The organism is Bradyrhizobium sp. AZCC 1578, assembly GCF_036924675.1.
Lineage (GTDB): Bacteria > Pseudomonadota > Alphaproteobacteria > Rhizobiales > Xanthobacteraceae > Bradyrhizobium.
This window is the reverse complement of sequence record NZ_JAZHRZ010000001.1, coordinates 3950115-3972769: the sequence shown is the minus strand read 5'-3', so window position 1 is coordinate 3972769 and position 22655 is coordinate 3950115. Positions and strand designations below refer to the sequence as shown.

The 22655-nt window shown below is 64.2% G+C and carries 24 protein-coding genes and 1 pseudogene; 16 read left to right on the top strand and 9 right to left on the bottom strand.

The window, feature by feature from the left end; all coding sequences use genetic code 11:
* Window positions 1-142 precede the first annotated feature (142 nt).
* The 3 genes from rph to hemW are packed head-to-tail and all read left to right on the top strand — an operon-like array spanning window position 143 to window position 2659.
* A complete protein-coding gene (gene rph / locus V1290_RS18930) occupies window positions 143-856 on the top strand; it encodes a ribonuclease PH (RefSeq protein WP_334365806.1) in 714 nt (237 codons plus the stop codon).
* Window positions 857-867: 11 nt separating this feature from the next.
* Complete coding sequence (gene rdgB, locus V1290_RS18925; protein ID WP_334365805.1) at window positions 868-1497, top strand: RdgB/HAM1 family non-canonical purine NTP pyrophosphatase; 630 nt, start codon at window positions 868-870, stop codon at window positions 1495-1497.
* Window positions 1490-2659: a radical SAM family heme chaperone HemW gene (gene hemW, locus V1290_RS18920; RefSeq protein ID WP_334365804.1), complete on the top strand. Its 1170-nt coding sequence runs from the start codon at window positions 1490-1492 to the stop codon at window positions 2657-2659. The genes rdgB and hemW overlap by 8 nt, the downstream gene beginning before the upstream one ends.
* A 128-nt stretch (window positions 2660-2787) precedes the next feature.
* Here the strand turns inward: hemW and V1290_RS18915 are convergent, their stop codons facing one another.
* Entirely contained in the window at window positions 2788-4002 is a 1215-nt protein-coding gene (locus tag V1290_RS18915; RefSeq protein WP_334365803.1) for a penicillin-binding protein activator, read from the bottom strand.
* A 229-nt stretch (window positions 4003-4231) separates the two neighbouring features.
* Here V1290_RS18915 and rsmI point away from each other — a divergent pair, with 229 nt between their 5' ends.
* The 7 genes and pseudogenes from rsmI (at window position 4232) to V1290_RS18880 (ending at window position 10872) form a co-directional block, all read left to right on the top strand.
* A complete protein-coding gene (gene rsmI, locus V1290_RS18910; RefSeq protein WP_334365802.1) occupies window positions 4232-5185 on the top strand; it encodes a 16S rRNA (cytidine(1402)-2'-O)-methyltransferase in 954 nt (317 codons plus the stop codon).
* Window positions 5172-5585, top strand: coding sequence for a YraN family protein (locus V1290_RS18905; protein ID WP_057844830.1), 414 nt, complete (start codon window positions 5172-5174; stop codon window positions 5583-5585). The genes rsmI and V1290_RS18905 overlap by 14 nt, the downstream gene beginning before the upstream one ends.
* A gap of 33 nt (window positions 5586-5618) precedes the next feature.
* Window positions 5619-6567: pseudogene (gene gshB, locus V1290_RS18900) on the top strand (glutathione synthase).
* A 243-nt stretch (window positions 6568-6810) separates the two neighbouring features.
* Window positions 6811-7230 (top strand): hypothetical protein, encoded by a 420-nt coding sequence (locus V1290_RS18895; RefSeq protein WP_334365801.1) that lies wholly within the window; start codon window positions 6811-6813, stop codon window positions 7228-7230.
* Between the two features lie 58 nt (window positions 7231-7288).
* Window positions 7289-7651, top strand: a complete 363-nt coding sequence (locus tag V1290_RS18890; RefSeq protein WP_334365800.1) for a hypothetical protein — start codon at window positions 7289-7291, stop codon at window positions 7649-7651.
* A gap of 191 nt (window positions 7652-7842) precedes the next feature.
* On the top strand, window positions 7843-8814 hold the full coding sequence (locus V1290_RS18885; RefSeq protein ID WP_334365799.1) for an MBL fold metallo-hydrolase: 972 nt from the start codon (window positions 7843-7845) through the stop codon (window positions 8812-8814).
* Window positions 8815-9333: 519 nt separating this feature from the next.
* Entirely contained in the window at window positions 9334-10872 is a 1539-nt protein-coding gene (locus V1290_RS18880; RefSeq protein WP_334365798.1) for a YifB family Mg chelatase-like AAA ATPase, read from the top strand.
* 268 nt (window positions 10873-11140) lie between these two features.
* Here V1290_RS18880 and V1290_RS18875 read toward each other — a convergent pair whose 3' ends face one another.
* On the bottom strand, window positions 11141-11359 hold the full coding sequence (locus V1290_RS18875) for a hypothetical protein (RefSeq protein WP_334365797.1): 219 nt from the start codon (window positions 11357-11359) through the stop codon (window positions 11141-11143).
* Window positions 11360-11764: 405 nt separating this feature from the next.
* Here V1290_RS18875 and V1290_RS18870 point away from each other — a divergent pair, with 405 nt between their 5' ends.
* Both V1290_RS18870 and V1290_RS18865 read left to right on the top strand, forming a co-directional pair.
* The gene (locus V1290_RS18870) at window positions 11765-12232 is read left to right on the top strand and encodes a hypothetical protein (protein ID WP_334365796.1); all 468 of its coding nucleotides are present in this window, start codon (window positions 11765-11767) and stop codon (window positions 12230-12232) included.
* A 225-nt stretch (window positions 12233-12457) separates the two neighbouring features.
* Window positions 12458-14692 (top strand): PAS domain-containing hybrid sensor histidine kinase/response regulator, encoded by a 2235-nt coding sequence (locus V1290_RS18865; protein ID WP_334365795.1) that lies wholly within the window; start codon window positions 12458-12460, stop codon window positions 14690-14692.
* A 51-nt stretch (window positions 14693-14743) separates the two neighbouring features.
* Here V1290_RS18865 and coaA read toward each other — a convergent pair whose 3' ends face one another.
* The 7 genes from coaA to hisB form a co-directional block, all read right to left on the bottom strand.
* Window positions 14744-15700, bottom strand: a complete 957-nt coding sequence (coaA, locus tag V1290_RS18860; RefSeq protein WP_334365794.1) for a type I pantothenate kinase — start codon at window positions 15698-15700, stop codon at window positions 14744-14746.
* A 15-nt stretch (window positions 15701-15715) separates the two neighbouring features.
* Window positions 15716-16039 carry a phosphoribosyl-ATP diphosphatase gene (locus tag V1290_RS18855; RefSeq protein WP_334365793.1) on the bottom strand — a complete coding sequence of 108 codons (324 nt, stop codon included), beginning with the start codon at window positions 16037-16039 and terminating at the stop codon, window positions 15716-15718.
* Window positions 16040-16118: 79 nt separating this feature from the next.
* Window positions 16119-16895 (bottom strand): imidazole glycerol phosphate synthase subunit HisF, encoded by a 777-nt coding sequence (hisF, locus tag V1290_RS18850; RefSeq protein ID WP_334365792.1) that lies wholly within the window; start codon window positions 16893-16895, stop codon window positions 16119-16121.
* Between the two features lie 11 nt (window positions 16896-16906).
* Window positions 16907-17656, bottom strand: coding sequence for a 1-(5-phosphoribosyl)-5-[(5-phosphoribosylamino)methylideneamino]imidazole-4-carboxamide isomerase (gene hisA / locus V1290_RS18845; protein WP_334365791.1), 750 nt, complete (start codon window positions 17654-17656; stop codon window positions 16907-16909).
* Window positions 17644-18294, bottom strand: coding sequence for an imidazole glycerol phosphate synthase subunit HisH (hisH, locus tag V1290_RS18840; protein ID WP_334365790.1), 651 nt, complete (start codon window positions 18292-18294; stop codon window positions 17644-17646). Before hisH ends, hisA begins: the two co-directional genes overlap by 13 nt.
* Entirely contained in the window at window positions 18291-18824 is a 534-nt protein-coding gene (locus tag V1290_RS18835; RefSeq protein WP_334365789.1) for a DUF2628 domain-containing protein, read from the bottom strand. The genes hisH and V1290_RS18835 overlap by 4 nt, the downstream gene beginning before the upstream one ends.
* A 38-nt stretch (window positions 18825-18862) precedes the next feature.
* Window positions 18863-19456: an imidazoleglycerol-phosphate dehydratase HisB gene (gene hisB / locus V1290_RS18830; protein WP_028348312.1), complete on the bottom strand. Its 594-nt coding sequence runs from the start codon at window positions 19454-19456 to the stop codon at window positions 18863-18865.
* Between the two features lie 191 nt (window positions 19457-19647).
* Between hisB and hslV the strand changes: the two genes are divergently transcribed.
* The 4 genes from hslV to hslU are packed head-to-tail and all read left to right on the top strand — an operon-like array spanning window position 19648 to window position 22655.
* Window positions 19648-20199 carry an ATP-dependent protease subunit HslV gene (hslV, locus tag V1290_RS18825; RefSeq protein WP_334365788.1) on the top strand — a complete coding sequence of 184 codons (552 nt, stop codon included), beginning with the start codon at window positions 19648-19650 and terminating at the stop codon, window positions 20197-20199.
* 15 nt (window positions 20200-20214) lie between these two features.
* Entirely contained in the window at window positions 20215-20700 is a 486-nt protein-coding gene (locus V1290_RS18820; protein ID WP_334365787.1) for a GNAT family N-acetyltransferase, read from the top strand.
* Complete coding sequence (locus tag V1290_RS18815) at window positions 20697-21302, top strand: DUF2585 domain-containing protein (protein ID WP_334365786.1); 606 nt, start codon at window positions 20697-20699, stop codon at window positions 21300-21302. The genes V1290_RS18820 and V1290_RS18815 overlap by 4 nt, the downstream gene beginning before the upstream one ends.
* A 51-nt stretch (window positions 21303-21353) precedes the next feature.
* A complete protein-coding gene (hslU, locus tag V1290_RS18810) occupies window positions 21354-22655 on the top strand; it encodes an ATP-dependent protease ATPase subunit HslU (protein WP_334365785.1) in 1302 nt (433 codons plus the stop codon).

Here is a 22655-nt window from a genome sequence, read left to right as displayed (position 1 = left end):
AACAAGAAGGTAGAGGTTCGGTTCTGATTGATTCAGAACCGAACCTCTACCCCGAAACAAGGCAAAAACCCTTGCCGCTGCCCGCTCCCCCTCCTACAAGCACCGCGAACGAATTTTCGCTCGATTTTTGGAAGGATTCCCCATGCGGCCGAGCCGCCGTGCGCCCGATCAGTTGCGCCCCGTGTCGCTGGAACGCGGCGTGGTCAAATATGCCGAAGGTTCCTGCATGGTGAAGTTCGGCGACACCCATGTGCTGGTCACAGCCACCCTGGAAGAACGGTTGCCGCCCTGGTTGAAGGGCCAGGGTCGCGGCTGGGTAACCGCCGAATACGGCATGCTGCCGCGTGCCACATTGGAGCGCACCCGCCGCGAGGCCGCCGCCGGCAAGCAGGGCGGGCGCACCGTCGAGATCCAGCGGCTGATCGGCCGCTCCTTGCGCGCAGCCGTCAACCTCGAAGCGCTCGGCGAACGCCAGATTACGGTCGATTGCGACGTGATCCAGGCCGATGGCGGCACGCGCACGGCCTCGATCACCGGCGCCTGGGTGGCGCTGGCCGACTGCATCGGCTGGATGAAGAACCGCAACATGCTGAAAGCCAACGTGCTGCGCGACAATGTCGCCGCGATCTCCTGCGGCATCTATCAGGGCACGCCGGTGCTCGACCTCGATTATGCCGAGGATTCCGAGGCCGAGACCGATGCCAATTTCGTCATGACCGGCGACGGCCGCATCATCGAGGTGCAGGGCACCGCTGAGAAGACGCCGTTTTCACAAGACGAGTTCCTGGCGCTGATGGAACTGGCGCGCAAGGGTGTCGCGCGTCTGGTGGACTTGCAGAAGCTGGCTGTGGCGTAGTCTGATCGCACATGCACCGTCGAATCACCGGCCGGCTCGTGATCGCGACCCACAATCCCGGCAAGCTCGCCGAGATGCAGGAATTGCTCGCGCCGCACGGCGTCGAGGCGGTTTCCGCGGGCGAGCTGGGTCTCGGCGAGCCCGAGGAAACCGGCCAGACGTTTCGGGCCAATGCCGCGATCAAGGCGATCGCGGCGGCGAAAGCCGCGCAATTGCCGGCCTTTGCCGACGATTCCGGTCTCGTAGTTGATGCGCTCGACGGCGCGCCCGGAATCTATTCGGCGCGCTGGGCCGGCAATGGCAAGGATTTCATCGCGGCGATGACCAGGGTCGAGCGCCTGTTGCAGGAGCGCGGCGCCACCACGCCCGACGAGCGAAGTGCGCATTTTGTCTCGGCCCTGTGCGTCGCCTGGCCCGATGGCCATCTCGAAGAGGTCGAGGCCCGCGCCGACGGAACCCTGGTCTGGCCGCCGCGCGGCACCGCCGGTTTTGGCTATGATCCGGTATTCCTGCCCGACGGGCACACGCGGACCTTTGGCGAGATGACTTCCATCGAAAAGCACGGCCTACCGCCGCTTGGGCTTGGCCTGTCGCACCGGGCACGGGCCTTCGTCAAACTGGCGGAGATCTGCCTTGGCTAGTCGCGAGCGACCCCGCCCCAAAGATGCCTTCGGCGTCTACGTGCACTGGCCGTTCTGCCTGTCGAAATGCCCCTATTGCGATTTCAACAGCCACGTCCGCCACGCACCGATCGACGAGAAACGTTTTGCGCGCGCGTTTGCGCGCGAGATCGAAACCACGGCGGCGCGCGCACCGGGGCGAACCGTCACATCGATCTTTCTCGGCGGCGGCACGCCTTCCTTGATGCAGCCGCAGACCGTCGGCGCGATTTTGGATGCAATCGGAAAGCATTGGCGCGTCGCCGGCAATGTCGAGGTCACGCTCGAAGCCAATCCGACCAGCGTAGAAGCGACGCGGTTTCGCGGCTATCGCTCAGCCGGCGTCAACCGCGTCTCGCTCGGCGTGCAGGCGCTCGACGACGCCTCGCTGAAAGCGCTCGGACGGCTGCATACCGCGCGCGAGGCGCTCGACGCGGTCGCGATCGCGCGTGCCGCGTTCGATCGCTATTCATTCGACCTGATCTACGCCCGCCCCGACCAGACGCCGCTTATGTGGGCGGATGAACTGAAGCTCGCGATTTCCGAAGCCGCCGAGCATCTCTCGCTCTACCAACTCACCATCGAGGAAGGCACGCCGTTCTTCGGCCTGCATGCGGCGGGCAAACTGAAGACACCGGACGAGGCGGTGGCGCGTGCGCTGTACGACGTGACGCAGGAAGTCTGCGCGCATCATGGCTTGCCGGCCTACGAGATTTCCAATCACGCGCGCGAAGGCGCGGAGTGCCAGCACAATCTCGTCTATTGGCGCGGCGAGGAATATGCCGGCATCGGTCCCGGCGCGCATGGCCGCCTCGACATCGACGGCGCGCGACACGCCACCGCGACCGAGAAGCGCCCGGAGGCCTGGCTGATGCGTGTCGAGGCCAACGGCCACGGCGTCGTCACCGACGACCACCTCAACAGCGAAGAGCGCGCCGACGAATTTTTGCTGATGGGCTTGCGGCTCGCCGAAGGCATCGATCCCAGGCGTTATGCGGCACTGTCGGGTCGCGCGCTTGATCCGAGCCGCATCGCCATCCTGCGCGCGGAAGGCGCGATATCCGTCGACTCCGACGGAAGATTGCGCGTGACGAAGGAAGGTTTTCCGGTGCTCGACGCGGTGGTGGCGGATCTCGCCGCCTAACAGCCGTCGTTCGTGCGAACGCAGGAACCCATACGCCGCAACCCGCGTAAAGGGCACAAGGCGACGGCTTCTCTCAAAACCAACGATGGTGGCTCTGGGCCCCTGCGTTCCGCAGGGGCGACGAAGGATCACGCCCCAAAACTCTTCGGCGATCCGGCAACCGGCGTGCTGCCGCCGCTTGCGACCTTCATCACCGCAAGCCCGCGCTCGTTGGTGCCGTCGGAACGGAATCGAAACAGCCCGTCGATGCCGGCAAAGCCCGACGGGTTGGTCAGCGTCTCCGGCGCAAAGCGCTGGCCGCCCTGCTGTTTCGACAGCGCAGCAACCAGCGCGACGGCATCATAGGCGAGCGTTGCGGTGCGCACGGGGTCCGTACCGTATTTGGCGCGGTAGCGGCCGGAGAAGGCGCGGAAGCCGGACGGATCCGGCGCAGCATAAAGCCCGCCCTGCAGCGTCGCGCTCGCATAGATGCGCGGATTGTCCCAGAGCCCGGTGCCGAGCAACTGGATGTTGCGCAAGTTCGCACCCGCCGAGGTCAAGGCATCCGCCGCTGCCACGACCGATTCGCCGTCGTCGGCGATGAACAGCGCGTCCGCCGAGCCGAGCGACTGCGCCACCGTCCGCGCCGCGCCGGCACGATCGGCGGTGTATTTTTCGAAGGCGACGATGCGGCCTTTGCGGCCGACCGCCTGCTTGAACGCCGCTTCCACCACATTGCCATAGGCGTTGTCGGGCAACAGCGCCGCAAACGATCGCTTTCCGATGCTGGCCGAATAATCGACGATCCGGTTGACGTCTGATTCGGGCAGGAAGCTCAGCAGATAAACGCCGCGTCCGGCGACGCTGGAATCGGTCGAGAACGCGATCACTGGAATGCTCCGCGCGCGTGTCAGTTGCGCAGTCGCCGGCACCGAGGCCGCAAACAGCGGGCCCAGAACGATTTCCACGCCCTCGCCGAGCGCCTCCTGGGTGACCTGCTGGGCGCCCTGCGGACTGCCGCCGTCGTCCTTGATCAGAAGCTGAATGTTCGGATTCTGGAATTCCGCCAGCGCCATCTCCGCCGCGTTCTTCATCGATTGCGCGGCGACACCGGCATTGCCGGCGGCCGAAAGCGGCAGGATCAGGCCGACCTTGACCTGCCCGGTGCCGACGGCGAGCGGCTGCTGCTGCGGGCCTGGCGGCCCCTCGGGCGCGGACGGGCCAAACGGGTTGGAAATCTGTCCACCACCGGAGCAGGCGCCGAGCAGGGGCGCGCCGAGGATAAGACCGACTGCCGTCCGCCGGGTCGGGCCCGACGGCCGCGAGTCCGGGGATCCAAGCTTGCGATTGAACGGGCCTTCCATTCTGTCTCTTCTCTTGACCGACCGCCGTCGGCCAGGATTCCGGCCTTCTGGGCCGAGGCACCTGAACCGCTACTGAACCCAATTGGGATTCTGCATATTGTCGAGGATTAGTTAACCAAAACAAAAGGATTAACACCTCGCCGCGCATTGTCTTCCCGCGGGGAACTCCGCCCTTGCCGCCATCCCGCCAGATATGGCGCTTGCCCCAAGACCCCTTTAGATTGCCGTCATGCGCGCCAAACCCAGTTCAAGCTACGGCTCCGATACCGAACCGGGTTCGGCCAACAGAACATTTTTGATTGGCGGCCACCTTCTGAATGCCCCGAAGCCGGTTCCCGGCCTCTATCTGGTGGCAACCCCGATCGGCAATCTCGGCGACATCACTTTGCGCGCGCTGGAGACCTTGGCCGGCGTCGACATCATCGCCTGCGAGGACACCCGCATCACCCGGCGCCTGATCGAGCGCTATGCGATCTCGGCGGAACTCAAGCCGTATCATGAGCACAACGCGGCGATGGCGCGGCCGAAAATCCTGGAGCGGCTGGCGCAGGGCGCTTCCATCGCCCTGGTGTCGGACGCCGGCACGCCCCTGATCTCCGATCCCGGCTTCAAGCTGGTGCGCGAGGTCTCTGCCGCCGGCCATGCCGTGATCGCGGTGCCCGGTGCGTCCTCGGTGCTGACGGCGCTTTCGGTCGCAGCACTCCCGACCGACCGGTTTTACTTCGAGGGATTTTTGCCGGCCAGGCAAGTCTCGCGGCGGACGCGGCTGGCCGAATTGGCAAGGATCGATGCCACGCTGGTGATGTTCGAATCCGGCAACCGCGTGCAGGAAACGCTCGCCGACCTCGCCGAGATCATGGCCGGGCGCGACGCCGCGATCTGCCGCGAACTCACAAAGCTGCACGAGGACATCAAGCGCGCCCCCATCGCCGAGCTGGCAAGGACGGCCGCCACGCTGGAAACCCGCGGCGAGTTCGTGCTCGTGGTCGGCCCGCCGCGCAAGAACGCCGATGTCATGACCCAGCACGACCTCGACGACCTGCTGCGATCGTCGCTGGCGCGCGAAAGCGTCAAGGACAGCGTCGCGCATGCGGTCGAGCTTTCGGGCCGCCCGCGCCGTGAGGTCTATGCCCGCGCGCTGGAGCTCGCCAAAGAAGTCAGGGGCGACGATGGCGAAGACTGACGGCACCACGCCGCCTGACGCGACCACGAAACTCGCTGCGCCCGAGCGGGTTGCGGCATTTCGCACCGGGCTTTCCGCCGAAAGCCGCGCCGCGGCCTATCTGATGGCAAAAGGCTACCGCATCCTGGCCAAACGCTTCCGCACCCCTTATGGCGAGATCGACCTGGTGGCGAGGAAGCGCAGTTTGATTGCCTTCATCGAGGTCAAGGCGCGCGCCAGCCTCGATGACGCCGCCTATGCCGTCACGCCGCGCCAGCAGGCCCGCATCATCGACGCCGCCCAAGCCTGGCTGATGGCGCATCCCGAGCATGCCGAATTCGAGCTCCGTTTTGACGCCGTCCTGATTGCGCCCAGGCGTCTGCCACGCCATCTGTTAGCGGCATTCGACGCCAGCACCTGAACCAATCCCTCCTGACCTGCGGACCCTCAACTCATGAAACTGAATATCGCCGTCCAGATGGACACCCATAGCGCGTATCAACATCCGCGGCGATTCGACCTTTGCCCTGATGCTGGAAGCGCAAAAGCGCGGGCACAGCCTTTCCTATTTCACGCCGGACCAGCTCTCGCTGCGCGGCGAGGAGCTGGTGGCGCCGGTGCAGCGCCTCACGGTGCGCGACGAGGTCGGCGATCACTTTACGTTGGGAGAGCCGAAGCGCGAGCCGCTCGAAGCCTTCGACGTCATCCTGTTGCGGCAGGAGCCGCCGTTCGATATCGCCTACATCACCTCGACGCATTTGCTGGAACGAATCCATCCCAGGACGCTGGTCGTCAACGATCCCGCCAGCGTGCGCAACGCGCCGGAAAAGATGTTCGTGCTGAACTTTCCGCAGCTAATGCCGCCGACGCTGATCTCGCGCGACCTCGACGAAATCAATTCGTTCCGTGATGAGCATGGCGCGGTCGTCATGAAGCCGCTGCACGGCCATGGCGGCGCGGCGGTGTTTCGCGTGATGCCGCAGGACATGAATTTCGGCTCGCTGTTCGACATGTTTTCCGTCACCTTCAGGGAGCCCTGGGTGATCCAGCGCTTCCTCCCCGAGGTGAAGCACGGCGACAAGCGCATCATCCTGGTCGACGGCGAGTTCGCCGGCGCCGTCAACCGCGTGCCGGCCCCCGACGACCTCCGCTCCAACATGGTGCGCGGCGGCGCTGCGCAGGCGACCGACCTTACCCCGCGCGAGCGCGAGATTTGCGACACGCTGGGCCCGGACTTGCGCGAACGCGGCCTGCTGTTCGTCGGCATCGACGTGATCGACGGCAACCTCACCGAGATCAACGTGACCTGCCCGACCGGCATCCGCGCTATCCAGCGTCTCAACGGCCCGGACGTGGCGGCAAAGATCTGGGATACCATCGAGAAGAAGCGCGCCGGGAAATAATTTCGCTGCGCGCTCATACGCGACTTAGGCCGGATGAATTGCGTGCGCTGGCCGATTGGAACCGGCGGGAGAGCCGCGTCGTTCTGCGTCGTCGGCCGTAGCCTGCCGGATTTGAATGCGCTATCGCCGTGTGATCCCATATTCTACCATCATGCGGCCATGCTGTGGGCAAGACTGCACGAAGCGCTGCCGGATGGCCGACCGGCCACCTTCGGACGACATTGGACGAAGAGGAAAACGCCAATGAACTCCACACCACCTCCGAAAGAAAATGAAAGGCGCGATCCCCAGGTCGTGAGCGCCGACGAGCGGCTCTCGCACGCCCACGAACAGATCAAGCGCGCGGATGAGCAGCTCACGCGCTTGACTGAACAGCTTGCAAAGATGGAACGCGATGCATCGGCTCCGCCTCGACCCGACCCGCCGCGACCTGGCGCGCCATCACCGGAGAAAAGGCCGGCGCTCCGGACCCTCGTTGCTTTGCCTCTGGCAGCGTGCATCATTGTCGCTGCCCTCGTTTTGCAATCGTCCTATGGCGACGGGGCCAAGCCGGTTATCGCCTGGTGGGCGCCGCAGCCCGTTTTCAACGCCATCGTCGCCGCCGGAAGATCCGCCATCTCCCGCGCAGCCCGATCCATCAACCGTTCACGTAGCCGCGGCTGAAACCGCACCACCACCGCAAGCATCACCACCACAAGTATCGCCACCGCAAGCACCGACCTTGGCTCAGGCCGCACCGCCGCAAGACTCCCCGCCGCCAACGGCCGCCATGTCCCCCGAACAGACACAGTTGCTGCAAACGATCGCGCGCGACCTCGCGAACCTGGAGCGAACCATCGAACAGCTCAAGGCGAACCAGCAACAAATGGCCAGCGACAACGCAAAAGCCATTGGCGAGTTGAAGACGAGCCAGGAAGAGATGAAGCGCGATCTCGCGAAGGTTTCCGAGCAGACCCCGCCCAAGACGTCAGCGCGTCCGACCCAGCCGGCTCCGACCTTGCGCAAACCAGAGCGGTCGCCGCCGCAAGCGAGATCGCGGCCTCGATACCCAAGGGAGTGGATGTACGACGACTACGATTGGTAGCTGTCGATGCCGACCTTCGAAATCTGTCCTGCAATATCGCCGCGACGCGCCGCGGTGTCATCGTCATTTTCGCATCCCTGTCGTGCCTCCTCATCCCACTTGCCAATTTCGGGAAGCGGGAGCAGCCTGCAGGCACGGATGAGTTCGTCCGGGCACGTACTGCAATCAATTAAATTTGTGGAGGAAGAGGCATGACGACGAATCTTTCGCGACGGTCTTTGCTTGCGCTCGGCGCCGGGTTCGGTGCGACAACGATGCTCGGCGGCAGCGCGCTGGCCAAGGCGCCAAAACTCGGCACGCAGACGCCCTACTGGCACCGCTTCATGCTCGGCGACGCCGAAGTGACCGTCGTCTCCGACGGCCCGCTGCCGCTCGGCGATCCCTCCGGCACATTTACCGGCGTGCCGAAGGAGGAAGTGAAGAAGATGCTGTCCGACAACTTCCTCAATCCGGACCACGTCGTGCTCGAACAGAACTCGCCGATCGTGAACACCGGCGACAAGCTGATCCTGTTCGATACCGGCATGGGCACGTCAAAGGCGTTCGGCCCGACCACCGGCCAGCAGCAGAAGAACATGATGGCGGCCGGCATCAAGCCTGGAGACATCGACGCCGTGGTGTGCTCGCACGCCCATATCGATCACATCGGCGGCCTGGTCGGCGCCGACGACAAGCCGCTATTCCCGAACGCGCAGGTCTACATCGCCCAGAGCGATTTCGATTTCTGGACCGATGAAGGCAAGCTCGGCAGTCCGTTGAAGGATTTTATCATCCACGCCCGCAAGAACCTGATGCCGGTGCGCGACCGCATCGTCTTCATCAAGGACAACCAGGAATTCCTGCCCGGCGTCACCGCGCTCGCAGCGCCCGGCCACACCGTCGGCCACACCATCTTCATGGTCAGTTCGAAAGGCAAATCCTTCTGCTTCCTCGGCGACCTCTCGCATCACGCGGTGCTGCTGTTGGAGAAACCGCGGATGGAATTCTCCTACGACAGCGACCCAAAGCAGGCGGCCGCCTCGCGGGTGAAGATGCTGGACATGCTCGCCGCCCAGAAGATCCCGGTCATGTCCTATCACTTCGCCTGGCCCGGCTACGGCCACGTCGCCAAGAACGGCGACGGTTTCAGGTATTATCCCGAACCGATGAACATGCAGCTCTGAGAAGAACGCTTGATTTGGGGTCGGCCGGTGGTCGGCCCCGGATCATCCAGGTGCTGCCGCACACCTGCATGCGTGCGGGTGAGATGCGTCGTCGAGGGCCTTCATCGAAAGGCCCACCTTAGGAACCATCCCGCTTCGCCGAAATTGGTCTTCCTTCAGCGCTTGGCAGCCAGTTTGGAGGCCCGGCAAGTGACCAAGGATATGGTAGCTATCGGAGCCGGGATGCTCGTCGTCTGGCTCGCTGTGTGGAGCGTCCGGGGTACCCCCGAGAATGAGAGCCCTGCAAAGACAGAGGCGGTGCGCGTTCTCGCTGATGATCCGGCGCTGAAGCTTGTTTCTGAGCACAGCCCGTACATGCGAACGGAGCGCTAGCGCGGGTCGAAATGTCGACGATCGGTTGAGCACCGGTATGTCGATGCAGGATGTGCGTTGACTGGCCCTAGGCGCACAATGTTCTCTTAATGTTCTTGACTTGCTCCCCGGTTCCCCGCTACCTTCGATTGCGTCGCGGGGGGCAGCATGGTTGCGCGGGTATCTACCGTAGCTTTTGAGGGGATCGAGGCCCGCGCGGTCGACGTGCAGGTGCAGGTCGCGCCTGGGCTGCCGGCCTTTGCCATTGTGGGTCTGCCCGACAAGGCGGTGTCGGAGGCGCGTGAGCGGGTGCGCTCGGCGCTGATCGCCTCGGGGCTGGCCCTGCCGGCGCGGCGGATCATCGTCAATCTCGCGCCGGCCGATCTGCCGAAGGAAGGCAGCCATTACGATCTGCCGATCGCGCTCGGCCTGATGGCGGCGATCGGCGCGATCCCGCCGGATGCGCTCAACGGCTTTACCGTACTCGGCGAACTCGGGCTCGACGGCTCGATCGCGCCCGTTGCGGGCGTGTTGCCGGCGGCGATCGGCGCGAACGCGCGCGAGGAAGGGCTGATCTGTCCCGCGGCGTGCGGCTCGGAAGCGGCCTGGGCGAGCCCGGACATCCAGATCATCGCGGCCAAATCGCTGATCCAGATCGCCAACCATTTTAAAGGCACGCAGGTGCTGTCGCGGCCGCAGCCGAAAGTGCACGAGCCGGAAGCGACGCATCTGGACTTGCGCGATATCAAGGGTCAGGAGAGCGCCAAGCGTGCGCTGGAGATCGCGGCGGCCGGCGGACATCATTTGCTGATGATCGGCTCGCCCGGTGCGGGCAAGTCGATGCTGGCGGCGCGGCTGCCTTCGATCCTGCCGCCGCTGTCGCCATCCGAACTTTTGGAAGTGTCGATGATCGCCTCCGTCGCCGGCGAAATCCGCGACGGCGCGCTGACCGCGCGGCGGCCGTTCCGCGCACCGCATCATTCCGCCAGCATGGCTGCGCTGACCGGCGGCGGCCTGCGCGCCAGACCCGGCGAGATTTCGCTGGCGCATCAGGGCGTGCTGTTCCTCGACGAACTGCCCGAATTCGATCCGCGCGTGCTCGACTCGCTGCGCCAGCCGCTGGAGAACGGCGAGGTCTCGGTGTCCCGCGCCAACCACCGTGTCACCTACCCGGCGCGCTTCATGCTGGTCGCGGCGATGAATCCCTGCCGCTGTGGCCAGGCCTATGATCCCGGCTATTCCTGCAGGCGCGCACCGGTCGACCGCTGCACCGCGGATTACCAGATGCGCATCTCCGGCCCGCTGATGGATCGCATCGACCTGCGCATTGAGGTACCGGCGGTCACCGCCGCCGATCTGATACTTCCTCCGCCAAGCGAAGGCTCTGCCGAAGTCGCCGCGCGTGTCGCCGCTGCCCGCAGTATCCAGCTCGCGCGCTACGCCGCGGCCGGCATGCCGCACATCCGCACCAATGCCGAAGCGCCGGCTTCGCTGCTGGAAGCAATTGCGCAGCCGGATGCACAGGGGCAAAAACTTCTACGCGACGCCGCCGAAACCATGAAGCTGACTGCACGCGGCTATCACCGCGTGCTGCGCGTCGCGCGCACGCTCGCCGATCTCGATCGTGCGGAAAAGATCGGCCGGCTGCATCTGGCGGAGGCGCTATCGTATCGCGCGCTGGCGGAGGATTTGCGAAGGGCGGCGTAGTGCATCGCGCCATCCCTGCTCGGCGCGCGGAATGCCGAAAGAGCATAAAATAATTCCTTCATTTATCATTCTTCTTTTGATCCTGATCAATGAGTGACCCCTGGCACGCAATCATGCTGCCAGCGGGCCCGGTGGCGCATCTAGAAGTGGGGCGGAATGGCGTCGCCTTCGTCCGATGGCGGCAGAATAGCCTAGCACAAGGGGAACGTGTGGCCGGCTCGCTGGTTGTTCGATTTCCGAGACGGCAGGTCGGTACATGGTCGACACGTCAACGAAAGATGATGCGCAGCCCGGCAAGGTACCTGAGACCGGTCGTCGTGCTGAGCTGTTCGTCTTCGCTGTCATCGCCGCCTTCATCCGGCCGGTGGTCGTCACCGCAGCCGAACAGTAACGCGCGGCCGGGCACAGCCTGCGTGATGATCTCGACAGTTGAGAGCAGGCCGGGCGCAACGCGTCGCGAGATCGGCTCCTCATACTCAGTCGTCATCGCCCGGCTTGACCGGGCGACCCAGAGACGCCGGTGATAGAACCGATAAGCCGCAGCGCACTGGATCCTCCGCCTTCGCGGGGGACGACAGTGGTGTGTGCGTCGCTATCTTCCCGTCCTTGCGAGCGGAGCGAAGCAATCCATCGTCACCACATGCGCGCAGAGATGGATTGCTTCGCTCCGCTCGCAATGACGTGGATGGGCCGCAGCGTACTGAATACCGCGCCTTCGCGGGGTGTGACATCCACCACGTCGCTCGCCCGCCAGCCCGCTTCGCCTCACTCGCACCAAAGATGCTGAGCCGCGCAAAAACAACCCGCGTCAACGCGGCGGTAACTAGTTTCCTTTACCCTCTGCCAACCATAGTTCCCATGTCGCGGACTTATGGTGAGCGAGTAGCGTGTCATGTTGCGTTTGAAGATTCTGGCCTCGGTGATTCCGCTGGCAATTGTCGCGCTGTTCGCGCGCGGCGAATTTTTGGCCGGTCCGCGGCCCTGCATCGAATTATCAGGCACTTCCGTACAGATCGCCGCCCTCTCCTGGCAGGCGCACCGGCACGTCAGTTTCACCAGCGATCCGGGCCGCGCGACGGTGCGGGTCCAGATTACCGACAACGCGGAAGCGGCCGACTTCACCGTGATCGACGATATCGATACGGCCGAAGCCGGCGCCTGCGCGAGCAATGCGCCGCCGCTTCTGGTTGCGATCTCCCGAAATCCCTCAAGCTCCGATCCCGTGATCTACCTTTCCAGGGATGGACCGGCCGAGCACCGCATCTTCGTGTCTTCGAAGAGCTTTTCGCTGCTCGATGCCGCCGCCCTGATCGTCGGCGCTCGTGGCGAGCGCCACCGCATCGAAGCGGCGTCGCTCTAGGTTTGGAGCATGGTCTTTTCGGAAAGCCGGTTGCCACTTTGCGCGAACGCGGCCCTCCGGGTCCGGACCATGCTCGGTTAACCTTTCATTCACCTTGTTCTCATCGCGGCCGTGATGCCGCTGGGAGCCTCAAGCACTTTGCAACATCGGCGACGCATCGTTCTTCCGCGAGAGGCGGCGAAGCAGGCCGGTTCAATTCAAGCAGCAAGCTTAGGGTCATTGGCGATGGGACGGACTTTCCGGATCAAACTTCGCTCTCGTCGCTTCGGCCGCCGTCATCCCTGGCTTACCTTCGCGCTGCGCTCCTTAATGATCTTCTCGGTCGTGTTCGGCGGAGCCTTTGGCTTCATCACTGGAGCCAAGACGGAAAACTCCGGCTATGATCCGCACTCTTTTGCAATCGGCGTCGCCTTCCTGTTTGCTATCGCCTGCGTCGGGCTCGCCACCTTCAGCTTCCGGCTCCGCCTGCTGCGCAAGAAGATGCGCAAGGTCGCGTTGCATAACGAAGCGTTGGCTGACCGGAACTGGGAATTGCAGGAAGCCGAGCAGCGTACCCGACGGCTGTTCGAATCGCAGGGCGATCTGATCGTTCTGCGCGACGGCGAGGGTCGCATCACCTACGCCAACGACGCCTATTGCGAGCTGGCGCAAATGCCGCGCGACGCGCTGATCGGCAGCCGCTTCGCGCTTACCGTTCTCGAGCAGGGCGACACCGCGCTCGAACCGAGCGGCACCCGCGTTCACGACCAGCGGATCGAAGGACCGCTCGGCCCGCGCTGGATCGCATGGCGCGAAGGGTTCGTCCGCAACGACGCCGGAGAACGAGCGGAAATGCAAAGCGTCGGCCGCGACGTTACCGATCGCACCGAGAGCGAACGCGCGCTGACCGAGGCCCGCGATCAGGCGGACGCCGCAAGCCGCGCCAAGTCGCGCTTCCTCGCGATGGCGAGCCACGAGATCCGCACGCCGCTCAACGGCATCATCGGCATGAGCGGCCTATTGATGGATACACCGCTGACGCCGGAACAGGCGACCTATGTCAAGGCGGTGAAGAGCTCCGGCGACGCGCTGCTCTCGCTGATCGAGGAACTGCTGGATTATTCCAAGATCGAGGCCGGCAAGATCGACCTCGAACATCGTCCGTTCGCCTTGTCGGGCCTGATCGAGGACATCACCGAATTGCTCGCGCCGCGCGCGGAGGCCAAGAAGATCGAGGTGGCCGCCTATGTCGACGAACGGCTGCCGACGCACGTGATCGGCGACGCAGCTCGCTTGAGGCAGGTGCTGCTCAATCTCGCCGGCAATGCGATAAAATTCACCTCCACCGGCGGTGTCGCCCTGATCGTCGAGCCCGGCATCTGGCCCAATGAAATCAGTTTCCTGGTGCGCGATACCGGCATCGGCATCGCCCCCGAAGCACGCGAGCGGATCTTTCGCGAGTTCGAGCAGGCCGACGACAAGATCGCCCGCAGCTACGGCGGCACCGGTCTCGGCTTGAGCATCTCCGACCGTATCGTCAAGCGCATGGGCGGCCGCATCGCGCTGGCGAGCACGCCCGGCATGGGCTCGACATTCGAGGTATCGCTTCCCCTTGCCGCCGCGGGCGGCGAACAAATCTCATTTGCGGCGCCGGATCTTTCCGGCCACTCGATCATGCTGGTCTCCCCCGCGAGCATCGAGGCCTCGCTGACCGCGCGGCGGCTGCAGCGCTGGGGCGGGCAGACCTGCATGGTATCAGACGCCAACGTCGCAGAGGCCCTGCTGCCCGAGCGCGCCTGGCACGCCGTGCTGATCGATCACGCGCTGGGGCTCGCCGAAATCGAACGGCTCGGCGAAGCCGCGCGCCTTCATGCCACCCAGCGCATCGTGATGTTTACGCCGGCGACGCGGCACGAAATGCAACCATCCGCCACTTCCGCCCTCACCGGCTATCTGGTCAAACCGCTGCGCGCAGCCTCGCTCGCGGCGCGCATGACGGCCGCGCCGGAAGTGGCCGCACCGAGCCTAGATCCGGCCATCGACCCAAGCGAGACGCCAGCCGAGCCGTCAGCCAAGGGCCTGTCGATCCTGGTTGCCGAGGACAACCAGATCAATGCGCTGTTGATCCGATCGTTGCTCAGCCGGCTCGGCCATCACGCCGTCATCACCACCGACGGCGCCGAAGCGCTGGAGTCCTGGCTGTCGGCGAAATCCGCGGGCAGCCCCTACGATCTCGTCCTGATGGACATCCAGATGCCGCAGCTCAACGGCATCGAAACCACCAAGCGGATTCGTACCCTCGAATCCGGCGAGCCGGGCAGCCGGACGCCGATCCTCGCACTCACCGCCAACACGCTGGTGGAAGATCGCTACGCCTGCTTCGAAGCCGGCATGGACGGATTCTTGATCAAGCCGCTCGACCGCGAAAAACTCGCCGAGGCGCTCGCCGGGCTGATCGCGTCACGGCACATCGCGGCGTGAGGTCGAAACAAAAACTCGACGTCGTCCGTGCGAACGCAGGGACGACAGCAATCACAGTCGCCGCAACGCCACCGTCTCGACCAGATGATCGGCGCGTTTTTTCAGGATCAGCGTCGCCCGCGGCCGGGTCGGCAAAATATTGTCCTCGAGGTTGGCGAGATTGGTGCGCTCCCAGATCGCGATCGCGGTCGCGGTCGCCTCCTCGTCGGAGAGCACCGCGTAGCGATGGAAGTACGATTTGGGGTCGTGGAACGCGGTGTCCCTGAGCGCCAGGAAGCGCCGCACATACCATTCGCGCAGCACCGGTTCCTCGGCATCGATGTAGACGGAGAAGTCGAAGAAGTCCGACACCACCGGCACCGCCTTGCCGTCGCGCGGCAGTCGGCCGGTCTGCAGCACGTTGACGCCCTCGACGATCAGGATGTCCGGGCGATCGACCTCGATCCACTCGTTCGGCACGATGTCGTAGACCAGATGCGAGTAGACCGGCGCGCGTACCGGCCGGCGACCGGCTTTGATGTCGGAAAGAAACGCCAGCAGCATCGGCAGATCGTAGCTCTCGGGAAAGCCCTTCTTCTGCATCAGCCCCTGCCGCTCGAGCACGGCATTGGGAAACAGGAACCCGTCGGTCGTCACCAGGTCGACCTTGGGGCGGGGCGACCAGCGCGCCAGCAGCGCCTGCAGCACGCGGGCGGTGGTCGATTTGCCGGCGGCGACCGAGCCGGCGACGCCGATGATGTAGGGGACCTTGCGGTCGCGGATACCGAGAAACTGGCGCTGCGCCCGGAAGAGCCGATCGGTCGCATCGACATAGATCGACAACAGTCGCGACAGCGGCAGGTAGATGTCCTCGACCTCCTGCAGGTCAAGGCGGTCATGCATCGAGCGCAACCGCTCGAATTCGCCCGGCTCCAGCGTCATCGGCGTGTCGTCGCGCAACCGCGCCCACTGCTCGCGCGTGAAGATACGGTAGGGATTGTATTGCTGTTCCGGGGTGCGGATATCCATGAGCTGCCCTCTCGGCTAGTCGCGCTCGCGCGACGCCTTCTCCTCGAGCCCGGACATCGAGGTCCGCTGCGCCAGCGCGGCTTCGACGTCCTCCAGCTTCACGCCCCGCGACTTCAACAACACCAGCAGATGAAACAGCAGGTCGGCGCTTTCGGCAATCAGGTGGCTGCGGTCGTTCTCGACCGCCGCGATCACGGTCTCCACCGCTTCCTCGCCCAGCTTCTTGGCGCAGTGCTCGGCGCCCCTGTCGAGCAATTTGCGGGTGTAGGACGCCTCTCCTCCCGATGCGGCCCGTGCATCGATGGTGGCGGCCAGATCATGGATCGTAAAACGCGACATCAACCGAACTCAACACTCGCGACCAAAGGCCAGGACGCCGTCCCAAGCAAGGACTTAGCACTTTTGTGACAGGGAGTCGTCAGGGATCGAGCCGCATCGGCAGCCCGGCGCGCACCATATGCTCCTTGGCTTGGCGTATGGTAAATTCGCCGAAGTGGAATATCGAGGCGGCCAGCACCGCGGTGGCATGGCCCTGGCGGATGCCGTCGACGAGGTGGTCGAGATTGCCAACGCCGCCAGAGGCGATGACCGGTACGGGGACACTGTCGGCGATGGCCTGCGTCAGCGGCAGGTCGAAGCCTTGGCGGGTGCCGTCGCGATCCATCGAGGTCAACAGGATCTCGCCGGCGCCGAGCGAGACCACTTCCTGCGCGTATTCGATGGCGTCGATCCCGGTGGAGTTGCGCCCGCCATGGGTAAAAATCTCCCAGCGGTCCGAGCCGCCGCCGCGCTTGACCCGCTTGGCGTCGATCGCGACCACGATGCACTGCTCGCCGAATTTTTCCGCCGCCTGCTTGACGAACTCACGGTTGGAGACGGCTGCCGTGTTGATCGAGACCTTGTCGGCGCCGGAACGCAGCAGCGTCTTGATGTCCTCGATGGTACGGACGCCGCCGCCGACCGTCAGCGGCATGAAGCAGGCTTCCGCCGTGCGCCGCACCACATCGAGCATGATGCCACGGTTTTCGTGGGTGGCAGTGATGTCGAGGAAGCACAATTCATCGGCGCCGGCCGCGTCATATGCGATCGCCGCCTCGACAGGATCACCGGCGTCGCGCAGGTCGACGAAATTGACGCCCTTGACCACGCGGCCGTCCTTGACGTCGAGACAGGGAATGACGCGGACCTTGAACATCGCAAAAACTCCTAGGCCGCGGCGCGCGCGCTGCGGATCAGCGTCAAAGCGGCGGCGGGATCCAGCCGCCCATCATAGAGCGCGCGGCCGGCAATGGCGCCAGCGAGCTTCTTGGCGCGCGGCTCGAGCAGCGCCTTGACGTCCTCAATGGAGGCAAACCCGCCGGATGCGATCACGGGAATGGAAATGCGTTCTGCGAGCGCGATCGTGGCATCGAGGTTGAGGCCCTTCAGCAGGCCGTCGCGCGCGATGTCGGTGAAAATGATGGCAGCGACACCGGCATCCTCGAACCGTTGCGCGATTTCGAGCGCGGTCACCTGCGAGGTCTCGGCCCAGCCTTCCACCGCAACCCTGCCATCGCGCGCATCGAGTCCGACCGCGACGCGGCCGGGGAATTTTTTCGCCGCACCCTTCACCAACTCCGGATCGCGCACCGCCGCGGTGCCGATGATGACCCGCGCGATGCCCTTGTCGAGCCAGGCTTCCACAGTCTTGAGATCGCGGATGCCGCCGCCGAGTTGCACCGGCATGGTGACCGCTTTGAGCATCGCCTCAACCGCCCGCGCGTTCATCGGCTTGCCGGCAAAGGCACCGTCGAGATCGACGACGTGGAGATATTCAAACCCTTGCTCGGCAAAAGCGCGCGCCTGCGCCGCAGGATCGAGGTTGAACACGGTCGCGCGCGCCATGTCGCCCTGCTCGAGGCGCACGCATTGGCCGTTTTTCAGGTCGACGGCAGGAAAGAGGATCACGGCTTCCACTTCAAAAAGTTCGAGATCAGGGCCAGGCCGAAACGCTGGCTCTTCTCGGGGTGAAACTGCGTGCCGATGGCGGTGTCTCGGCCGACGATCGCGGTCACCGGCCCGCCGTAGTCGGCACGCGCCAGCACATCGGCCTCATTGGAGGCGTTGAGGTGATAGGAGTGCACGAAATAGGCATGGCGGCCCTTCGGCCCGAGCGGCAGCCGCTCCAGCACCGGATGCTCGCGGACCAGGTCAAGCGTATTCCAGCCCATGTGCGGGATTTTCAGATTTTCCTCGCGCGGCGAGATCTTCTCGACGTCGCCTTCAATCCAGTTGAAGCCCTCGGTCGTGACGTGCTCCTTGCCGCGCGTCGCCATCAACTGCATGCCGACGCAGATGCCGAAGAAAGGCCGCGCCTTGACGCGCACGGCTTCCGTCATCGCGTCAAGCATGCCGTCCACCGCATCGAGGCCGCGGCGGCAATCGGCGAAGGCGCCGACGCCGGGCAGCACGATGCGGTCGGCGCGGTACACGGCCTCCGGATCGCGCGTCACCATGACCTTCTGCGGATCTTCCATGCTACGCGAGGCGCGCTCAAAGGCCTTTGCCGCCGAGTGAAGATTGCCCGAGCCGTAATCGACGATCGCAACGGTCATCGTGGCCCTCCCGGCTCCGGAAACAAGCCGATGATTCCGCCTTGCGGCAAGGGCGGCGGTGGTTTGGAGAACGACTGGCCCGGAATGTTGCGGGTCGGCGGCGGTGCGCCGCGATCAACCGATCGTTGGTCGTTGATCAGCCCCCGCTGCCGGCCGGTCCAGCGTTCGAAGAAGCGGTGTTCGGCAGCTTCCTCGTCGTCGGCAACCACGATATCGAGCTGGCGCCAATTGCGCCGTGACAGCGTCCAGCGCCGCAGGCTGGCCGCTTCGAGGCCCATCAGGATGGCGAGCAGGACATCAACAGCGAAGATCGTCCCGCGGCTGGCGCCCAGCGCCGACATCCCGAACTGCACGGCTGTCATCAGAACAATCCAGCCGATCAGCGCCAGCCACAGCCGATGCCACAATAGCCAGATCACGCCCGCGACCGCAGCCCAGAAATGGAAGCCGTCACGGACAAACACGAATTTGTCGGTCGCCGGAAGATCGGCGCCATTGGCTATGGGAGCATGCACTGTGTAGACCGGCATCGAATCTCTCCGCCGCGAACGAAAACGAGAACAGGCAATCAGCCGCCGAGCTGACCCTTGGTGGAAGGCACCTCGCCCGCCGCGCGCGGATCGATCGCAACCGCGGCACGAAGCGCCCTCGCCAGACCCTTGAAACAGGATTCGGCGATATGATGGCTGTTCTCGCCATATAAGGTCTCGACGTGCAAAGTCACGCCGGCGTTGATGGTGAAGGCGTTGAACCATTCGCGCACCAGCTCGGTATCGAACTGACCGACCTTGTCGCGCGGAAAGTCGACCTTGAACACCAGCACCGGCCGGCCCGAAATGTCGATGACGACGCGCGAGAGCGTTTCGTCCATCGGCATGTGGATCGAGGCATAGCGGGTGATGCCGGCCATGGTGCCGAGCGCCTGCTTCACGGCCTGGCCCAGCGCGATGCCGACGTCCTCGGTGGTGTGGTGGTGGTCGACATGCAGATCGCCATCCGCCTTGACCGTGATGTCGATGCGGGAATGCCTGGCCAAGAGATCGAGCATATGGTCGAAAAAGCCGATGCCGGTCGAAACCTTGGACACGCCCGTGCCATCGAGGTTCACCGCGACCTCGATGTCGGTTTCCTTGGTCTTGCGCTTGATGGACGCTGTGCGCATGAAAACTGCTTCCCTTGGGCCGCTTGGGGCCGAAAACGCGGCCCTTTTAACAGGCGGATGTCACCTTCGCCACTGCGGGATGACGTTTGAAGGGCTGAACTTCAGCCCATGGTGACCGGATTCGGGGGTGAAACGGCGCGATTGTAACCCCTCCCCTCACCCCCTAAATCTGACTGGAAAGAGGGCGATCCATGCAAGCATCTGAAAACAACCTGCCGATTTGGCACGGCACCACGATTGTGACGGTCCGCAAGGGCGGCAGAGTGGTAATCGGCGGCGACGGTCAGGTCTCGATCGGGCAGACCGTCATCAAGGCTAACGCCAAAAAGGTCCGGAAAGTCGGCAAGGGCGACGTGATCGGCGGTTTTGCCGGGGCGACCGCCGATGCCTTCACCCTGTTCGAGCGGCTGGAGAGCAAGCTTGAGCAATATCCGGGGCAATTGACCCGCGCGGCGGTCGAACTGGCCAAGGACTGGCGGACCGACCGCTATCTGCGCCGGCTGGAGGCGATGATGATCGTCGCCGATAAGGACGTCTCGCTGGTCCTGACCGGCACCGGCGACGTGCTGGAGCCGGAGGCCGGCGTGATGGCGATCGGCTCCGGCGGCAATTATGCCCTGGCGGCCGCCCGCGCGCTTGTCGATACCGACAAGGACGCCGAAACCATCGTGCGCCGGGCGCTCGATATCGCTGCCGACATCTGCGTTTACACCAACCGGAACGTCACGATCGAAACGCTCTGAGGGGAGCCGCCGGTCATGGCGCCGGAATATGTCTTCCGCCCGATGGCTATGGACGACCTGCCGTTGATCCGGCAGTGGCTCGCGCGAGCGCATGTGCGCGAATGGTGGGGCAACCCCTCTGAACAATATGAACTGGTCAGCGGCGATCTCGAAGAACCGGCGATGGATCAGTTCATCGTCTCGGCGGGAAGTAACGATTTCGCCTACCTGCAGTGCTACGACCTGACGGCGTGGAATTCAGGCTTTGGCAAACATCCGCGCGGCACCCGCGGCATCGACCTCTTCATCGGCGAGCCGGACATGATCGGGCGCGGCCATGGTTCGGCGCTCATCCGGGCCTTCGTCGAGGACCGGTTGAGGCACGGCGCGCCGCGCATTGTGACCGATCCCGATCCAGCCAATACCCGAGCCGTGCGTGCCTACGAGAAGGCGGGCTTTGAAAAAGTCGGTATGGTCGATACACCTGATGGCCCCGCTTTATTGATGGTCCGCAACGCATGACCTCCACCAACAGTATCGAGAAAGCTCCAGTCACGCTTTCGGGCCGACACTGGATATTAATTGCAGCCGGCATCCTCGCGGCGCAAGCTGCGATCCTGTACGGGATGGGACGCCTGCCGATCTGCGCCTGTGGCTACGTCAAGCTCTGGCACGGCGTCGTGCAGAGCTCGGAAAACTCCCAGCACATCGCCGACTGGTATTCGTTATCGCATATCCTGCACGGCTTCCTGTTCTACGGCGCGGCCTTCCTCGCGTTCCCGCGCCTGGCCTGGCAGGGCCGGCTGATACTCGCCATGCTGGTCGAAGGCAGCTGGGAACTGGTCGAGAATTCCGACTGGATCATCAACCGCTACCGCGCCGGCACGATCTCGCTGGATTATTTCGGCGACACCATAGTCAATTCGATTTCCGATATGCTCTTCATGATCGGTGGCTTCCTGCTGGCGAGGAAACTTCCCGTGGCAGTCACCGTCGCTCTTGCGATGTTGTTCGAGCTGGTGATGACGCTCCACATTCGCGACAATCTGGCGCTCAACATTATCATGCTGATTCACCCCTTCGAGGCGATCAAGCTGTGGCAGGGTGGCCCGCCGATCATTTAGCAGTCTCGTGCACCGCTTGCTCTCGCAACATTGGACACCTACCTAGGACCCATGACCGACTTTTCTCCCCGTGAAATCGTCTCCGAACTCGACCGCTTCATCGTCGGCCAGGCCGACGCCAAGCGCGCGGTATCGATCGCGCTCCGCAATCGCTGGCGGCGGCTGAAGCTCACCGGCTCGCTTCGCGAAGAGGTGCTGCCGAAAAACATCCTGATGATCGGGCCGACCGGCGTCGGCAAGACCGAGATCGCGCGGCGGCTGGCAAAGCTCGCCGGCGCACCCTTCATCAAGGTCGAGGCCACGAAATTCACTGAGGTCGGCTATGTCGGGCGCGACGTCGAGCAGATCATCCGCGATCTCGTCGAGGTCGCGATCGTGCAGGTGCGCGAGCGAAAGCGCAAGGATGTGCAGGCCCGCGCGCAACTTGCCGCCGAGGAACGCGTGCTGGACGCGCTGGTCGGACCGGCCTCCAGCCCGGCGACCCGCGATTCCTTTCGCAAGAAGCTGCGCGCCGGCGAGCTCAACGACAAGGAAATCGAGATCGAGACGCAATCCTCCGGCGGCATGCCGATGTTCGAGATTCCGGGGATGCCGGGCGCGCAGATGGGCGCAATCTCGATCGGCGACATTTTTGGCAAACTTGGAGGGCGAACCAAGACCCGCCGGCTCACGGTTGAAGGCTCGCACGAAATTCTCGTCAACGAAGAGTCCGACAAGCTGCTCGACAATGACCAGGTCGTGCTGGAAGCGATCGCGGCGGTCGAGAACAACGGCATCGTGTTCCTCGACGAGATCGACAAGATTTGCGTGCGCGAAAACCGCCTCGGCGGCGACGTCTCGCGGGAGGGCGTGCAGCGCGACCTGCTGCCGCTGATCGAAGGCACCACCGTCACGACCAAGCACGGCGCGGTCAAGACCGACCACATCCTGTTCATCGCCTCCGGCGCGTTTCATATTGCCAAGCCCTCGGATCTGCTGCCGGAATTGCAGGGCCGCCTGCCGATCCGCGTCGAGTTGGAGGCGTTGACCCGCGACGACATGCGCCGCATCCTGACCGAGCCGGAAGCGTCGCTCATCAAGCAATATATCGCGCTGATGCAGACAGAGGGCGTGACGCTCGATATCACCGACGGCGCCATCGACGCGCTGGCTGATATCGCGGTCGCCGTCAACTCGACGGTCGAGAACATCGGCGCACGGCGGCTGCAAACGGTGATGGAGCGTGTGCTCGACGAGATTTCATTCGCCGCGCCGGATCGTCATGGTGAGACCATCAAGGTCGATGCCGAATACGTGCAGAACCACATCGGCGATCTCGCCAAGAACTCGGATCTGAGCCGGTTTATTTTGTAG

Coding starts and splice junctions, on each gene's coding strand:
- rph (WP_334365806.1), top strand. CDS start 143: ATGCGGCCGAGCCGCCGTGCGCCCGATCAGTTGCGCCCCGTGTCGCTG.
- rdgB (WP_334365805.1), top strand. CDS start 868: ATGCACCGTCGAATCACCGGCCGGCTCGTGATCGCGACCCACAATCCC.
- V1290_RS18915 (WP_334365803.1), bottom strand. CDS start 4,002: ATGGAAGGCCCGTTCAATCGCAAGCTTGGATCCCCGGACTCGCGGCCG.
- rsmI (WP_334365802.1), top strand. CDS start 4,232: ATGCGCGCCAAACCCAGTTCAAGCTACGGCTCCGATACCGAACCGGGT.
- V1290_RS18905 (WP_057844830.1), top strand. CDS start 5,172: ATGGCGAAGACTGACGGCACCACGCCGCCTGACGCGACCACGAAACTC.
- V1290_RS18895 (WP_334365801.1), top strand. CDS start 6,811: ATGAACTCCACACCACCTCCGAAAGAAAATGAAAGGCGCGATCCCCAG.
- V1290_RS18885 (WP_334365799.1), top strand. CDS start 7,843: ATGACGACGAATCTTTCGCGACGGTCTTTGCTTGCGCTCGGCGCCGGG.
- V1290_RS18880 (WP_334365798.1), top strand. CDS start 9,334: ATGGTTGCGCGGGTATCTACCGTAGCTTTTGAGGGGATCGAGGCCCGC.
- V1290_RS18875 (WP_334365797.1), bottom strand. CDS start 11,359: ATGACGACTGAGTATGAGGAGCCGATCTCGCGACGCGTTGCGCCCGGC.
- V1290_RS18870 (WP_334365796.1), top strand. CDS start 11,765: ATGTTGCGTTTGAAGATTCTGGCCTCGGTGATTCCGCTGGCAATTGTC.
- V1290_RS18865 (WP_334365795.1), top strand. CDS start 12,458: ATGGGACGGACTTTCCGGATCAAACTTCGCTCTCGTCGCTTCGGCCGC.
- coaA (WP_334365794.1), bottom strand. CDS start 15,700: ATGGATATCCGCACCCCGGAACAGCAATACAATCCCTACCGTATCTTC.
- V1290_RS18855 (WP_334365793.1), bottom strand. CDS start 16,039: ATGTCGCGTTTTACGATCCATGATCTGGCCGCCACCATCGATGCACGG.
- hisF (WP_334365792.1), bottom strand. CDS start 16,895: ATGTTCAAGGTCCGCGTCATTCCCTGTCTCGACGTCAAGGACGGCCGC.
- hisH (WP_334365790.1), bottom strand. CDS start 18,294: ATGACCGTTGCGATCGTCGATTACGGCTCGGGCAATCTTCACTCGGCG.
- V1290_RS18835 (WP_334365789.1), bottom strand. CDS start 18,824: ATGCCGGTCTACACAGTGCATGCTCCCATAGCCAATGGCGCCGATCTT.
- hisB (WP_028348312.1), bottom strand. CDS start 19,456: ATGCGCACAGCGTCCATCAAGCGCAAGACCAAGGAAACCGACATCGAG.
- hslV (WP_334365788.1), top strand. CDS start 19,648: ATGCAAGCATCTGAAAACAACCTGCCGATTTGGCACGGCACCACGATT.
- V1290_RS18820 (WP_334365787.1), top strand. CDS start 20,215: ATGGCGCCGGAATATGTCTTCCGCCCGATGGCTATGGACGACCTGCCG.
- V1290_RS18815 (WP_334365786.1), top strand. CDS start 20,697: ATGACCTCCACCAACAGTATCGAGAAAGCTCCAGTCACGCTTTCGGGC.
- hslU (WP_334365785.1), top strand. CDS start 21,354: ATGACCGACTTTTCTCCCCGTGAAATCGTCTCCGAACTCGACCGCTTC.